We start from the raw sequence: 15,634 nt of genomic DNA, 5'->3' as shown, positions 1-15,634 counted from the left end.
CGATAATTAATTTTAAAATTTAATGATGAAAAAAATTTACTTACTTACAAGTTTTCTTATAGCTGGTTTTGGTTTTGCTCAAATAAACAAAGACATCAAAACAGGTATTATCACAACTGTAACCAATGAAAAAATAGCAGCAAAAGATATTAAATGGGATAAAAATGGTAAAGCAAGCTTCCTAAATGCTAGTAATAAGCAAATGGAAGATCTTTATGAAAACTCGATAAAATCTTTAGAACCAACTGAAGAAAACACAGAAATTTTCACCAATATTACTAATGAGAAACCACTTGACCCTTCTGTTAAAAAAGTTATAGATGATGGATTATATCGTCCAATGTTACCAGAAGGCATCTATGTCACCAAACAAGAATTTATTGACAAAGCGCCATCTCAAAAGAAGCATTTGTCAAAGCGTGGACTTTATGGTTTTGAAAAACCTGTATTGGAAGATGCTGACCAAATATGTTTTTTCTTTGATGAAAAAGAATCAAAACTGAAAAACGTCTTTGCGGTTGTACAAAACGGCATTCTTTATTTTAATATTAAAGCTATTCTCGATATCAAAAACCGAAATAAAAACGACAGAGCACAAGACAGCGACAATCCTAACTCTTTTGCGCGTGCAACAATAGGAGGAAACAATTATTACTATTCGGAAATCAACATTGGAAATGTTTGGGCTAAAGGTCTAGCTTTAAATTCTCCACTAGGCGCAGCAATAGCAAGTCCAAAAAGCGGCACAATAACCACAGACCCTTACAGTAATATGACTGCCATGAATGCGTACAAAGGCATCGTTTGGGATTCAGCGAATCAAGAATTCAACATTTTTAAAAATTGTAAGGATTACAATGATTTTATAAAAGATAAGTCGCCCGAAGATGTACAAGAGTGCACGACAAACCAACCGGATAACTTCCGAGTTAGAAAAGCTATTGAAAAGATTAAGTAAACAAAAAAACGGATGAATTATTGTTCATCCGTTTTTTTTATTTTTTATTTTGATTCAATTTTATTTCTGATGTGTAAAGGACTTTTGATTTATCAGTAACGGTGTCATGAATTAACCACTTTTTTTTAGGATCTAAAGTGCCCGCAATTTGTCGTTTTATATCACCACTTTGGTTGTTAGAATGCTTATACTGAAACGCTTTATTAATGAAAAGAAAACGATATGTCGTTAAGGTTGTTTCTTCTTGTGTATCATCATATATAAATCTTTTACTAACAAATTTTGACATTTGTTGCTCGACCTGCTTTCTGTTATAGAAATAGTATTCAGGACTTTTCAAAGTATAGAGCAGAAAAAATATTAAAAATAAAACTGAAACCCTAAGCAATTTTCTATCAGAGGACTCATTTTTAAAATAAATAATTAAAAACGAAAAGAAAAGACACACATTAGCGGCAGCCATCATTCTTGTATTCATCTCTTCAATTTGCTGAGTCCAACCACTTATTAATAAGAAAATTGCATACACACCAGTTATTATCCACAATAATACATGAAAGTTATCATCAATTCTCGAACGTGATTTTTTAAAAAATAAAATAAAATATCTAAGTATAAAAATATCTACAATCATAACTATAATCTGAAAACCAATACTCATAACACTGCTAGACGCCGGCTTCACTCCAAAAAAAGGATTAGCAGCATTAATAACCCCTAAGATATTTCTTAACAAACTAACTCCCGTCATAGGATATGGAGCACCACGAAGGTCTTCTCCGGTATAGCTGTTGTAATTGTAGTAGTTATACCCTAAATAACTCACGATACCTAATCCAGAAATACTGAGAAACAAAACAAAAGACCAAAACAATTGTTTATTCTTAGACTTAATAAGCAAGTACATAGCAAATACACCAACTGCTAGGTAGATATAAATGCCAGAATATCGCACTATAAACATCATTACCATAATGATAGATGCAATTGCTACATCAGCTTTAGAATATGATGTATCTATCAAAATCTTATGTAGAAAATAAATTAAAAAATACAAAAGAAATAGAAATGGAGCTTCTGATAATGCAATAGAAAATACAAATAACATTGTTTTTCCCATAAACAACAAAACGGTCTCTCTAAAATAAAACTGTTTGAAGTAAGAAAACAAAAAAACTACAATCAGCATAGTAACATTCAACATTTTATATGCCCAAAAATAATCTCCAAAAACCATCTGAAAACTTCTAACCAAAATAGGATAACCTAATGGAAATAAATCTGTTACAGGATTTGGAAGATCAGCTGCAATCTCAAAATAGGATAAACTATCTCGATACACGCCTCCTGCGGGAAGAAAAAAGCTAGTGAAAAAACTTACGAAAACAACGATAATAGCTAACAGGATATATTTATTCATTTACATTTTATTTATAGAAACAGCAATATTAAGAAAATTTTAAGAGAATAAGCAGTTGGTTTTTATCGGTTGTTTGACTATCAGATTTCAAAAACTAAAACTGTCCCTCAAAAAAATCAATCAACTAATACATTTTAAATATATATTTGCAAAAAACATTTAGCTTTTGAAAAAAACTCTACTCTTTATACTGATTTCCAATTTTATATGGGCACAATGGAGCATTTCTAACGCACAAAGAAATGCTTTAGTAAGCCTTTACGACAATACCAATGGACAAAATTGGAATCGAACTTGGGATCTTTCAAAAGATCCTAGAACTTGGTTTGGTATCACGGTTAAAAATGGTGATGTTGTCCAAATTTCACTTAACAACAATGCTTTGAAAGGTGTTTTCCCATCTAACTTAGCTTTGTTTACAAAACTTCAAAAATTAGACTTAGGAAATAATGAATTGAATGGTGAAGTTGCACCTAGCCTTTCTAGTCTAGCAACATTAACGGTTTTAGACATTTCTAATAATAGATTATCAGGCGATCCCAGCGCTAGAATATCAGGTTTGACAAATCTTGAAGATTTAAGTATTGGTGGTAACAATTTCGAAGTATCAGACCTTAATGCTAGTCTACAGAATTTCAGCAAATTAAAATCCCTGAATCTTTCTCAGATGCAGCTCACAGAAATCCCTGCAAAGATTTCTACATTTTCTAATTTGCAACAACTTGACCTTAGCAACAACCAATTAACATCAGGTTTTAATAGACTTGGAAGCCTTATATTTTTACAAGATCTTAACTTGTCTAATAACCAACTGAATAACATTCCGGCTGAAGTTGCAACACTTATTAAACTTATAAAATTAGACCTCAGTCATAACAATATTTCTAATTACTCTAACCTTGGTAATGCGCTAAGTCTAGAACAATTAAACATCGCAGATAACAAGCTAGAGCAGATTCCTAGTAAGATTACGACGCTTCCCAACCTTCTTAATCTTAATCTGAATCAAAATAATATTAAATCCGGATTATCAAATTTATCGCAACTTAAAAAGCTTCAACAGCTTTCTATTGACGACAACGATCTTCGTGGTAGCTTTCCTACCGAACTTCTTAATATTCCAAGTCTTTTGATGTTATCAATTCGTGACAATCATTTGGATGGTAGCATCCCAAGCAACTTGCCACCAATTATTGACCTCAGTAACAATAGATTTACAAAGCAGGCTATAGAAGCACAATTTGCAAATCTTAACTTCAATTATGATAGTTTTTATTACTCGCCACAACGTTATGACGGGCCTGCAGAAGTATTGGGTGTTATTGGTCAGCCTGCAAGTCTTTATCAATCTTTAAGCGGAACAGATTACAGTTTTACATGGTTCAAAAATTTGGACGAAAACATGAACATCGGGACCGAAAATCTTTTCTTTAACGAGGTTAAATCCGAAGATTATGCAACTTACACTGTCGAAGCTTTCACTTACAAAAAGATAGGCAACAATCTTATGCAATTATCACTTTTCCGTGAGCCGATTAAATTAACAGATAAGTTGGGCGTTGAAGATCCATCAAGATCGATTAAGATTTTCCCAAATCCAACAACAGATTTCATCAACATACTTGCCACCAACAAAAGCATCGAAAAAGTCCTTATCTATGACCTTAGTGGCAAACAAGTTATGTCGACGACAGCAACAAGAATCAACGTTTCGCGGCTTCCTTCAGGTGTTTATATGTTGAACATCAAAACCGAAAACGGCATCAAAAACTTCAAATTTATCAAACAATAATTTGAAACTACGATAATAAAATTTTTCAGGAGCATGGCGATTTGTCATGCTTTTGACTTTTATACCCGCTGTCCGCTGTATCTTTAGGTTTGGCGCTCGGACGGCTCCGCTACGCTCCGCCGCCTCACGCCAACCCAAAGGATGTCGCTTCCATCGGGGCTAATTATTGAAGATTCCACATTCTTTTGACTAAAACTTATAACACAGAAAACGATAATTCAGTAGATTTGTATAAAACAAGATTTTATGCAACATGTAAGACTAAAGTCAATCCTAGATAACGATTTCTACAAAATAACGATGCAAAATGCCGTCGTAAAACTCTTCACAAACGAAATTGTCAAATACGAATTCATCAACCGTGGACAACACAACTTCCCAGACAACTTTGCTGACGAACTTCGCAAAGCCGTTGACGACATGGCAAACCTAAAACTTACCAAAGAAGAAAAAGCCTATCTCCGCAAGACATGTCCGTACCTTAGCCTTCCCTATCTTGATTTTTTAGAAGGTTATCAATACGATCCTAGCGAAGTCAAAATCGAACAAAATGGCAGCGACGTTAAAGTCAGCGTCGAAGGTTATTGGTACCGTACCATACTTTGGGAAGTTCCAATTCTAGCATTGATCAGCGAATTACATTATGAGATGAACCATCTCGAAAGACAATCTAACCAAGAAGTCATCGACAAAACCGTCGAAAAAGGAAAACATTTGACTGACCTTGGCGTTTCTTTCGCCGAATTTGGAACACGAAGAAGACATTCTTATCACGTTCATAGTTTGGTAATGGAAGCGCTTTTGCAGGACAAAAACTCAACTTTCATTGGAACATCGAATGTGCATTTCGCCATGAAATTTAATGTAAAACCAATCGGCACCCACGCCCATGAATGGTTTATGTTCCACGCGGCAGAATTCGGTTTCAAAATGGCAAATTCTTTAGCCTTAGAACATTGGATCGACGTTTATCGCGGTGATTTGGGTGTTGCATTGTCCGACACTTATACGACCGATGTTTTCTTCCAACAGTTTGACAAAAAGTTTTCGAAATTGTTCGATGGTGTACGTCATGACAGCGGCGATCCAATAGAATTTGCTGAAAAAACCATCGCACATTATCAGTCTTTGGGCATTAATCCACTTTTCAAATACATTATTTTTTCGGATGGTCTCAACCTCGAAAAAGTAGACGAAATCACAAAAGCTTGTCGTGGAAAAATCGGAATTTCATTTGGGATTGGCACCAATCTAACCAACGATGTCGGCCTAAAACCAATGAACATCGTTATGAAATTAATCGGTGTACAAGCGCCAAATAAAGAATGGATACCAACTGTAAAACTGTCTGACGAAAAAGGAAAATACACGGGCGATCCAAAAATGATCGAACTTGCCAAAGAGTTTTTAAGAATCAAGGAATAATTATCCACCATCTGCGTGAGGGCGAAGCGCATTGTCGGAGCTCGTTTTTTTTCCAAAAAAACAGCGACTGCGCGAAGACCGACCGCTTTGTTTTTGACTTGGGAAACCTTATAGGTTTAAGAGGTGGGAAAACAAAGAGGACACGCCCAAAAACAAAATAGGTTTAGTAGAATTAACGCAAAATATAAAAGCTTTCGGATTTTCCGGAAGCTTTTTTTGTTAAATTTGTGAAAATCTTGGAAAACCTCCAACAACTATCAACCAACAAGCAACAACAAAAATGCAAATCGTATTTTCGGACGCACAATATTGGGAAGATTTTCTTCCGCTTTCTTTTACACGACCAGTCGCAGAAATGCGTGTCGGGATTTTGACCTTTTCGGAACGCTGGAAAAAGCTTTTGGATATAGAAACGTCTTTTTATATCACCGAAGATTTTCTACAAGAAAAATATAAAAAACCTGCTGCGGGACAAAGCCTTTTTATTGTTCCGAATTTCTTGCCATCAGAAAGTCTTTTGCAACAAATTAAAGATCTGAAAGCTGGTGAAGCGCTAGTCTACGACAACGAACTTTTGGTGGCTAACATCAACATGGAAAATTTTTCTCTTAACCAGATTGAGAAAATGACCGATGTTACAGAAGAGATTTTGTTTTTCAAAAAACCTACAGATTTGTTTTCATATAATGACAAAGCCATCGATTTCGATTTTGAATTGTTAACGAAAGGTCGCACGTCGCAAGAGTTATCTTCGACTTGTGGATTTTTAGGTGACAAAAAAGATTTGTTTATTGAAGAAGGTGCTGTGCTAGAATTTGCAACAGTTAATTGTAAAACTGGTAAAATCTATATCGGCAAAGATGCTGAAGTCATGGAAGGTTGCAACCTCCGTGGACCAATTGCTTTGTGTGAGCATTCTAAGTTTAATCTAGGGGCAAAAATCTACGGACCTACGACCATCGGACCACATTCCAAAGTTGGTGGTGAAGTTAATAACATTGTAGTTTTCGGTTTTTCGAATAAAGGACATGACGGATTTGTTGGTAATTCGGTGATTGGCGAATGGTGTAATCTTGGTGCCGACACCAATTCTTCAAACCTTAAAAATAATTATGCTTCTGTCAAACTTTGGAATTACAAATCCAAACGTTTCGAAGATACTGGACTTCAGTTCTGTGGTTTGATTATGGGAGATCATTCTAAAACGGCAATTAATACACAGTTAAATACTGGTACTGTGGTTGGTGTTGCTGCTAATATTTTCAAAGCGGGATTTCCGCCTAATTTGGTAGAGAATTTTAGTTGGGGCGGCATGAAGGGTGATGAAAAATTCAAAATCGAGAAAGCATATGAAGTTTCGGAGAAAGTAATGGAACGTCGCAAAGTGGCTTTAACTGAAAATGACAAACATATTTTAAAATATATTTACGAAAATTATTAAATTTTATTTTATTGAAAATCAAGCGTTTAAATTTATTTAGACGCTTTTTTTATTTGTTTTAAATCGGAAAAGCTTTCGAAATTTTCGAAAAAGTGATGAAGCAACACAAGTGGATTTAACGCGCGAAGGCAAATAGATGTTAATTTTTATAATAAAAATTATTAAAACCGAAGATAAAGAGATATTTTGGTGAAAAAAAATTAATAAATCTGTAATTACACTATAATTATTATGTTAAAATTCATGTTTTTATATCATTTTGATTAGCTTTTAATTTGATTTTAAGTGTTGATTTACAGCGACTTAGCGATTATTTGTTATAAAAATTAACAAATTTTAACTTTTCTTATTGTTTTATTAAGAATAATACACATATTTGTGTGACTAACATTAACATTAACTAACAATGAAGAAAATTACAAATACTATTCTAGTGATTGTTTTATCATCATCTTATGCCCTCCTCAATGCCCAGGTCAAAACGCAAGATAGTGCTAAAGCAACAAATATTGAGGGAGTTGTAGTTACAGCTCTTGGAATTAAAAGAGAGAAAAAGTCTCTAGGCTATGCGTCGCAAGAGGTAAAAGCCGAAAAACTTTTTGAAGGAACAACCAATACTGGTAATATCGCATCTCAGTTGTCTGGTAAAGTTGCAGGATTGCAAGTTAACACCAATAGTAATTTTGGAGGATCTTCCAATTTGGTTATTAGGGGTATCAAAAGTTTAGGTGGTGCTAATCCGCTTATTGTAATAGATGGTTCACCAGTTAACAACTCATCAACCTATGATACAAGAACTAACCAAGATATGGGAAATTTACTTTCCGATATCAATCAAGACGATATTGCATCAGTAAACGTCCTAAAAGGAGCAGCTGCATCTGCTCTTTATGGTGAAAGAGGACTAAACGGTGTTATTGTTATTACTACTAAAAATGGTAGAAATAGCAATGATGCAAGCTGGGGAATAACCCTTTCAAGCTCTATACAAGCTGGTTTTATTGACAAGTCTACTTTCCCTGAATATCAAACTCGATATGGGGCAGGATATGCTATGAAATTTAAAGAGACAGCTGGTGATGGTACGCCTTACGTTAACCTAGGTGATGATGCATCTTGGGGACCAGAATTTAATCCTAATCTCTTAGTTTATCAATGGGATTCTTTTGACCCCAATTCTAAAAATTATAAAAAAGCGACACCTTATGTTGCTGCTAAACATGGACCAATCGATTTTTTCGAAACTCCAATAAGCTATGTTAATGGTATTACTTTAGAAAAGGGTAAAAAAGGAAATAACTTTATGTTGTCTTATGATAACATGTTATCAAATGGTTTGATGCCTAATTCGGACTTAAGAAAGAATACTTTGTCAACTAAAATCAATTATGACTTAACTGATAAATTGCACGCTACTGTATATTCAACCTTGGTAATGCAGCAAACTAGAGGTCGTAATGATGCGAATTATTCTGGTAATCTTGTAGGTGGATTTAGACAATGGTGGCAAACTAACGTGGATATTGTAGATGTTAGAAATGCTTATTACAATAGTGGAGAGCTTAATAAAACATGGAATTTAAAGAGTGCAAATAATCCTGTCGCAGCTTATTGGAATAACCCATACTACCAACGTTATCAAAGTTATGGTACTGATGATAGAACAAGAAGTTTTTCTTACGCACAAATTAGTTATGACTTTAATAAAAACTTTACTTTAACAGGAAAAGTTTCTTATGATAATGCTACAACCATATTCGAAAATAGACTTGCTCCTAATTCAATTCCTAAGACATTTGGTGCTTCGCAAAAGAATGTGAGCTCTGGTTTTAGTAGACAAAACTTAGTTACTACAGAGGCTAATTACGATTTGTTCTTAAACTATAAGGTTGACATTACTAAGGATATCAATGTAAGTGGTATTGTTGGAGGAAACGTTCGTAGAAATTATTCCAATTCAATATATGCATCTACTGAAGGAGGTTTAGAAACTCCAGGGCTTTACGCATTGGCTAACTCAAAATTACCAATTTTACCTCCTGATGAAAATGTTTATACTACTGTAACATCAAGTGCTTATGCAACTGCATCTTTCGATTTCTATAAGTTCTTTTATTTAGATGCGACCTTTAGAGCTGATGAAAGTTCTACATTACCAAAAGGTGATAATGTATTTACATATCCTTCATTTACAGGATCATTTATTTTGTCAGAATTTATTAAGCCGTCTTGGTTAAGTTTTTGGAAAGTTCGTGCTAACTACGCTGAAGTCGGAGGAACAGCAGATCCTTACCAATTACAATATTATTATTCGTATGCTGGTTTGTTTAATAATAATATTGTTATGCAAAATAGTCAAACAATACGTCCTAATAATGCTTTAAAACCACAAAGATCTAAAGAGTTTGAATTTGGAACTGAAATTCAAATTTTAAAAGGACGTATTAATTTTGATGCTGCTTTTTACAAAACTAAAACTTTCGATCAAATTCTTCAATTACCAATTTCTGCAGGATCTGGACTTAACTTTGCAATGGTTAATGCCGGACAGATCGATAATAAAGGTTTCGAAGTTCAGTTAGGTTTAGTTCCTATTAAGACAAGCAACTTTACATGGAACATGGATATCAACTGGTCAAAAAATGAAAACAAAGTAGTAGAACTATTACATAACGCCACTAGCGATGTTAGCAATTATTTATTAACAAGTGTGCAAGGTGGGGCATCGGTTAATGCAACTGAAGGAGAAAAGTGGGGAACTATAAGAGGAAGTGACTATACTTATGATGCTAACGGAAATAAAATAGTTGATGCTTCTGGTTTTTACAAGCTTAATGGTAACCAAATTATCGGTAATACAACTCCAGATTGGATAGGTGGTGTTAGAAATTCATTTTCTTATAAGGGGATAAGCTTATCATTCTTAATTGATGTGAGAAAAGGCGGTGATATCTTCTCAACCGATATGTATTACGCTTCTTCAACTGGTTTATACGTTGATACAGCAGGTGGCAACTATCGATCTGGCAAGGTAGTTCTTCCTGGTGTTACTGCATCGGGACAAGCAAATACAAAAGAAATTGATGCTTCTGTATACGGAAATCTTGGGTATCAAAAAAGACCTACAAGTGATTATGTGTACGATGGATCTTTTGTAAAACTAAGAGAAGCTAGTATTAGCTATGCACTTCCTAAGACACTTTTACAAGGAACATTCGTTAATGAAGCTAAAGTATCAATAGTTGGAAGAAATCTTTGGATAATTCATAAAAATTTACCATATGCCGATCCTGAATCTACTCTAGGAGGAGGTGTTAGAGGCTATGGCTATTCTATTGGTTCTTTACCAACAACAAGAGATATCGGAGTTAATGTAACATTTAAATTCTAAATTATTCACACAATGAAAAATATTTTCAAAACCTTTTTAGGTCTAACAATAGCAATAACAACACTTACCTCATGTGAGAGGGATACTACACTTCTAAATAACGATGAGAAGCATCCTTCTACCTTAACGTCAGGGGTGTTATTATCAATGGGGCAATACCAAGAGTTTTACTATATCGATAATCCAAGCGTTAATTTTAACAACTATAGATTTTTCACTCAGCAATGGTCAGAAACGACTTACACTGACGAAATGAACTATAACCTAATTACACGTGCACAACCTAGGGGGCATTTTCAAAGAATGTACGTCTACAGCCTTAATAACTTTGTAAAAGCTCAAGAAGCATTAGCAAAAGAGACTAATGATCCAGTTATTGCAAGTAACAAATGGGCTACCAATGAAATTTCGCAAATTTTTGTTTGGGAAAATGTAGTAGATACATGGGGAGATGTACCATATACTGATGCTTTAAAAGCTAGTTCAGATGGTTTTGCGCCAAAGTATGATGATGCGAAAGCAATTTATTCTGACTTGGTAAAACGAATTGACTTCGCAATTACCAAAATAAATACCTCAGCAAAAGGCTATGAGGTTAATGATATTGCCTTTAAAGGTGATATGACTAAATGGAAGAAACTTGCTAACTCTATTAAATTAAGATTGGCTCTTAATTTATCAGATGTGGATCCTGCTAAGGCAAAGCAATTAGCTGAAGAAGCTGTAGCATCAGGAGTCATGACTGCAACAACAGATTCCTATACCTTTGTATATGACGGTGTAACTTTTACAAATCCTTTATTTGATAATTTAGTAGCTTCTAACAGAGATGATTTTGTGCCTTCAGATGTTTTAATTAATATGATGAATACTAAAGCAGATCCTCGTAGAGATGTTTGGTTCACAAAAAAGGATGGTAAATTCATTGGAGGAATCTATGGTTCTCCTACTGGTAATCCTTATGCAAATTACTCTCATGTTGCTGATAGCTTTAAGAAAGCAACGACAGCATCTAACTTACTTAGTTATTCAGAAGTACTATTTATGAAAGCGGAAGCTGCAGCAAGAGGATTTAACGTAGGAGGAACAGACGAAACATTTTATAATGCAGCAGTAACAGAATCCATGACAGAATATGGCCTAACGCCAGCATCAGCGAGTACTTACCTTGCTGCCAATCCTTATAACTCAAACAATTGGAAAAAATCTATTGGTGAAGAAGCGTGGGTTGCGATGTATAATAGAGCTTTTGCTGCATGGAATTTTGTAAGAAGACTAGATACTCCGTCGTTAATTAATCCTCCTAACTCAAATGTTGCTGGAGTTCCGGTAAGAATGATTTACTCTGATCAAGAATACACTTTAAATAGAGCAAATGTTACTGCAGCTGCTGCTAAAATCGGAGGTGATGCTGTAACAACAAAACTTTTCTGGGATAAAAATTAATTTTCAATAATTTAGCTTAGTAAAATTAACTTCTAAGCTAATACATTCCTATCAATTAAATTTTGAGCAATAGTAATTTTCACTATTGCTCTTTTTATTTTTACTAAATTTTATTTTATTGAAAATCAAGCGTTTAAATTTATTTAGACGCTTTTTTTATTTTAAATGTAATATTTTTGTAATCATAGGTGTCTTACTTATAAACCGGCAAACATAACATGACTAAAGAAATATTTCAAGAATCGATATATACACTCAAGGATGAGATGTATCGTTTTGCGAAAAGGTTTGTTATGAGCGCCGATGAAGCCGAAGATGTAACGATGGACTTGTTGATGAAGTTTTGGCAGAAAAAAGAAGAATTACTTTCTATAGATAATCTTAAATCTTATGTATTAAGATGTGTGAAAAATGAGTGTCTCAACCGGCTGAAGCACCATGATGTTAAACAGAATTTCGCACAATTAGAATATGGAAGATCCGAACTTTATCAAATAGAAACCAATAATTTGAAAGAGCAAATCTTGAAGTTTATCAATGATTTGCCCGAAAAACAAAAGATGGTCATCCACCTTAAAGATGTTGAGGAATACGACATTTCCGAGATCGCCGGGATTCTCGAAATGGAGGAAAATGCAGTGAGAATTAACCTGATGCGGGCCCGTCAGAAGGTGAGAGAAGCCATTAATAAACTTTACGCGTATGAAAACCGACAAATACAAGGATTGGGAGTATAGATTCTTTGAAGGTGAGGAGCTGTCACCCGAAGAAGAACAACTTCTAAAACAAGAAAGCGACGACCCTTATTTTTCTTTTCTAAGAGAAGAGAAACAGGAAAAGATGATGATGGATTTCGATAGTTTTTTATCGAAAATAGAAGCTGCGGAAGAAAAGCAAGTTGAAGAGACGACGCCAATTATTCCGTTAGTTACAGCAAAACCAAAATTCGGAAGCGGTTTGAAGAATTATTGGATGGCTGCAAGTTTAGTAATGTTTATGGGAGTTTTAGGAGGTTACCTTTTTGTTAATGAAGAAAATGGTGATTTTAATAAACCTTTAAAAAGCGTTGTTAAACAAGATACAGAACCTGTAGAAATAGAACAAACTACACCGAAAGATTTAGGTTCTCAAAATATAGAAGAGCCAACAAAGCACGATACAGAGCCAAATATCTCTGAACCTACAACTATTGAAACAAAGACCCCAAGGGTGAATCAGGTTGCGACAACGATATCAAAACCAGAAACATCTTCCCCGGCAAAAAATAATCAGGCTAAACCAGCAAGCAAAAGCGAGGTTGCCTACAACCCAAGTTACGTGATGATCAACGGAAAACCGGTATACAACGAGCAAGAAGCTTTGGCGCTAACAGAGGATGCTTTTAACTATCTTGCAAGTAATGTTAGCCAGACTGTTGACCAAGCACAAAGTGTAAAGTAAATACGAACTGATTTTTATAATTTTAAGACAATGAAAAAACTATCAATATTACTCGTCCTGTTTTTCTTATCGACCAACATTTTTGGTCAGTCCGAAAAGCTGAATCAGTTATTCACGCAATATCAAGACTCGCAAGGTGTTACGACGATAAAGATTGCAAAACCAATGTTCGGCATGTTGAACAAACTTAACATCGGTGACTCCGAGCTTAGCAAAATAAAACCTTTGTTAAGTAAAATCCAAGGTCTTAATATTATGATCATGGAAAAACCAACCTTCCCAGCGGAGTTGGCTGCGGAAAATAAAATTCCGTTGCAGAATTATGAGAACCAAAAGAATAGTGTTTTATCAGCGATTAAAGCGATGAAGTACGAAGAATTGATGACTGTCAATAGTCGTGATAACAAAATCAAGTTCTTAGCTTCAGAAGCTAAAGATGGTGTGTTAAATGATTTATTATTAAATATTTCTTCTGATGAAAGCACCATTTTGATGATGCTGGATGGAAAAATCTCTATGGATGATGTTTCTAATTTAATAGAAGAAACTAAAAATGTAACAGCACTTAATCCGATTTCGAGCATTAATTCGACATCAGATGAAAATTCTAAAAGTGAAAGAAAGGTTGCAAATTTTGATGGCATCGAAGTGTCAACTGGTGTAAGTGTAAAATTCACGCAAGCTGCTAATCAATCGGTTGTTGTGGATGTAGAACCTGATAAATTAAAGTACATCATCACGGAAGTTGAAAACGGTGTGCTAAAAGTTTTCATCAGAAATAACGGGGTTAAAAATTTAAGTATTAGAAACTTGACAGTTATCGTTTCTGCTCCAAAAATGAATCGCATTGTCACAAAATCTGGTGCGAGTTTCCAAGCAATGAATACCATTACGGATCGCGCTTTAGCTGTTGAAGCAACTTCGGGATCGCGTATCGATGGTAAGTTTGATATTTCCTCTTCAGCAGCTTTACAAGCAAGCTCTGGATCCAATATTAGAATGGATTTAAAAACAAATGCTTTGGCGATTGATGTATCAAGTGGCTCTTTTGTAAGACTTAACGGCTCTGGCGATAATGTTGCTTACAGCGTGTCGAGTGGAGCAGCTTTGGACGGACTTGGTTTTACTTCTAAAAAAGCGACAGTTAGTGCATCTTCTGGAAGTAGTGTAAAACTAGCGGTTAGCGATGCTTTGACAGCACAAGTATCTTCTGCAGCGTCGGTTCAGTACAAGGGGAATCCTAGTAACATTGTGACCGATGTTAAGAAAATAACAGGTGCAAGTATTACCCAGATCAATTAATATAAAATTTCACCAATCACTTTTTTAAACGATTTTAAGTTTAAAAATTAAATAAAATTGTATCCCATGAAAAAATATTTATTACTTGTCGTTTTGACTTTTGCCATATTTAGTTTACAATCTTGTATTATTTCGCAAAAGCCGTCAGTTGACTTTTTTAATGCGCCACAATATAGAGGTCAAGCCAATTATATGAGCATTAATGTGCCTACTTTTCTAGCTAAAACTTATCTTAAAAATCAGTTACGAAACGAAGGCGACAACGAAGAAGTTATTAATTTGGTTAAGAAAGTTTCTAAAATCCGAGTGATGGTTTCCGAGAATATGAATCCGAAAGTCATGTCAGAATTTACGACTTATCTTAATGATGAAAAGTTTCAAGAATGGGCGTCAATCCGCAGCGAAGGCGATATTATCAACATCAATGCGCAACAGACAGATGATACGATTAAGAAGTTAATGATTGTGGTTAACTCGCAAGATCGCGATGCCGTTTTTGTTGATGTAACGGGCAAATTTACAATGGATGATATTTCGAAATTGGTGGCTGCGGGACAAAATGCGAAAGTGAAAATCAATTTTAAAAACTCAAAATCAAAACTTATCAGCCAAAAATCTTAGTTCAAACATTTTTCACTCAAAACTATATTTTTCAATTAAGGTTTAATAGTCAAAAATAGTTGGTAGAATTCTTTCTATCGCCTATTATTATTGATGATACGAGAAGTTTATTGAACTTTGTTTCAATAAACTTTTTTTATGCCTGAAAAATCAAAAAAAATCGTTGTTGGAGCTGTAAAAGTCTGAATGTAATTTCGTGGGGAAAACAAAATAATAAGAGACGTTTTAAATGTAAAAATTGTGGTATTTATTTTACCTCCGAGAACAAGTCTGTTGGCTTAAAAAATAAGGAAGTTTGGTTCAAAAAATGGATTGTTGGAAAACAGACTTATGAAGAAATTTCACGAGACTCAGGATACTCAGTTAGTACTCTGCAACGATATTTCAATATAATGCTT

The 15,634-nt window shown here is 34.5% G+C and carries 12 protein-coding genes; 11 read left to right on the top strand and 1 reads right to left on the bottom strand.

The features are described from left to right. The first annotated feature begins 25 nt into the window (after window positions 1–25). Entirely contained in the window at window positions 26–958 is a 933-nt protein-coding gene (locus tag B5X62_RS09275) for a hypothetical protein (protein WP_079667157.1), read from the top strand. A gap of 37 nt (window positions 959–995) precedes the next feature. On the opposite strand, the gene B5X62_RS09270 is transcribed toward B5X62_RS09275, so the two are convergent. Beyond that, on the bottom strand, window positions 996–2,378 hold the full coding sequence (locus B5X62_RS09270) for a hypothetical protein (RefSeq protein WP_079667156.1): 1,383 nt from the start codon (window positions 2,376–2,378) through the stop codon (window positions 996–998). 166 nt (window positions 2,379–2,544) lie between these two features. Here B5X62_RS09270 and B5X62_RS09265 point away from each other — a divergent pair, with 166 nt between their 5' ends. From B5X62_RS09265 to B5X62_RS15785, 10 genes are all read left to right on the top strand, one after another. Then, complete coding sequence (locus B5X62_RS09265; protein ID WP_079667155.1) at window positions 2,545–4,170, top strand: T9SS type A sorting domain-containing protein; 1,626 nt, start codon at window positions 2,545–2,547, stop codon at window positions 4,168–4,170. Window positions 4,171–4,416: 246 nt separating this feature from the next. Further along, window positions 4,417–5,595, top strand: coding sequence for a nicotinate phosphoribosyltransferase (pncB, locus tag B5X62_RS09260; RefSeq protein WP_079667154.1), 1,179 nt, complete (start codon window positions 4,417–4,419; stop codon window positions 5,593–5,595). A gap of 280 nt (window positions 5,596–5,875) precedes the next feature. Continuing rightward, window positions 5,876–7,036 (top strand): GlmU family protein, encoded by a 1,161-nt coding sequence (locus tag B5X62_RS09255; RefSeq protein ID WP_079667153.1) that lies wholly within the window; start codon window positions 5,876–5,878, stop codon window positions 7,034–7,036. Window positions 7,037–7,442: 406 nt separating this feature from the next. Further along, entirely contained in the window at window positions 7,443–10,427 is a 2,985-nt protein-coding gene (locus B5X62_RS09250; RefSeq protein WP_079667152.1) for a SusC/RagA family TonB-linked outer membrane protein, read from the top strand. 12 nt (window positions 10,428–10,439) lie between these two features. Then, window positions 10,440–11,873 carry a SusD/RagB family nutrient-binding outer membrane lipoprotein gene (locus tag B5X62_RS09245; RefSeq protein WP_079667151.1) on the top strand — a complete coding sequence of 478 codons (1,434 nt, stop codon included), beginning with the start codon at window positions 10,440–10,442 and terminating at the stop codon, window positions 11,871–11,873. 218 nt (window positions 11,874–12,091) lie between these two features. Beyond that, on the top strand, window positions 12,092–12,610 hold the full coding sequence (locus tag B5X62_RS09240) for an RNA polymerase sigma factor (protein WP_079667150.1): 519 nt from the start codon (window positions 12,092–12,094) through the stop codon (window positions 12,608–12,610). Next, entirely contained in the window at window positions 12,576–13,313 is a 738-nt protein-coding gene (locus B5X62_RS09235) for a hypothetical protein (protein WP_079667149.1), read from the top strand. The genes B5X62_RS09240 and B5X62_RS09235 overlap by 35 nt, the downstream gene beginning before the upstream one ends. Window positions 13,314–13,343: 30 nt before the next feature. Next, window positions 13,344–14,615, top strand: a complete 1,272-nt coding sequence (locus B5X62_RS09230; RefSeq protein WP_079667148.1) for a DUF4252 domain-containing protein — start codon at window positions 13,344–13,346, stop codon at window positions 14,613–14,615. A gap of 66 nt (window positions 14,616–14,681) precedes the next feature. Continuing rightward, window positions 14,682–15,236 (top strand): DUF4252 domain-containing protein, encoded by a 555-nt coding sequence (locus B5X62_RS09225; protein WP_079667147.1) that lies wholly within the window; start codon window positions 14,682–14,684, stop codon window positions 15,234–15,236. 149 nt (window positions 15,237–15,385) lie between these two features. Beyond that, window positions 15,386–15,634 (top strand): IS1/IS1595 family N-terminal zinc-binding domain-containing protein (locus B5X62_RS15785; protein WP_449441359.1); only part of this gene is annotated, 249 nt, incomplete at its 3' end.

The sequence above is a fragment of the Soonwooa buanensis genome (genome assembly GCF_900167905.1).
GTDB lineage: Bacteria > Bacteroidota > Bacteroidia > Flavobacteriales > Weeksellaceae > Soonwooa > Soonwooa buanensis.
The sequence above is the reverse complement of the archived record's forward strand: the minus strand, read 5'-3'. Positions and strand labels throughout refer to the sequence as shown.

Bases quoted from the DNA above. Each gene is read 5' to 3' on its own strand.
- B5X62_RS09240 (WP_079667150.1), top strand. From the start codon at position 12,092: ATGACTAAAGAAATATTTCAAGAATCGATATATACACTCAAGGATGAG.
- B5X62_RS09255 (WP_079667153.1), top strand. From the start codon at position 5,876: ATGCAAATCGTATTTTCGGACGCACAATATTGGGAAGATTTTCTTCCG.
- B5X62_RS09235 (WP_079667149.1), top strand. From the start codon at position 12,576: ATGAAAACCGACAAATACAAGGATTGGGAGTATAGATTCTTTGAAGGT.
- B5X62_RS09270 (WP_079667156.1), bottom strand. From the start codon at position 2,378: ATGAATAAATATATCCTGTTAGCTATTATCGTTGTTTTCGTAAGTTTT.
- pncB (WP_079667154.1), top strand. From the start codon at position 4,417: ATGCAACATGTAAGACTAAAGTCAATCCTAGATAACGATTTCTACAAA.
- B5X62_RS09225 (WP_079667147.1), top strand. From the start codon at position 14,682: ATGAAAAAATATTTATTACTTGTCGTTTTGACTTTTGCCATATTTAGT.
- B5X62_RS09230 (WP_079667148.1), top strand. From the start codon at position 13,344: ATGAAAAAACTATCAATATTACTCGTCCTGTTTTTCTTATCGACCAAC.
- B5X62_RS09275 (WP_079667157.1), top strand. From the start codon at position 26: ATGAAAAAAATTTACTTACTTACAAGTTTTCTTATAGCTGGTTTTGGT.
- B5X62_RS09250 (WP_079667152.1), top strand. From the start codon at position 7,443: ATGAAGAAAATTACAAATACTATTCTAGTGATTGTTTTATCATCATCT.
- B5X62_RS09245 (WP_079667151.1), top strand. From the start codon at position 10,440: ATGAAAAATATTTTCAAAACCTTTTTAGGTCTAACAATAGCAATAACA.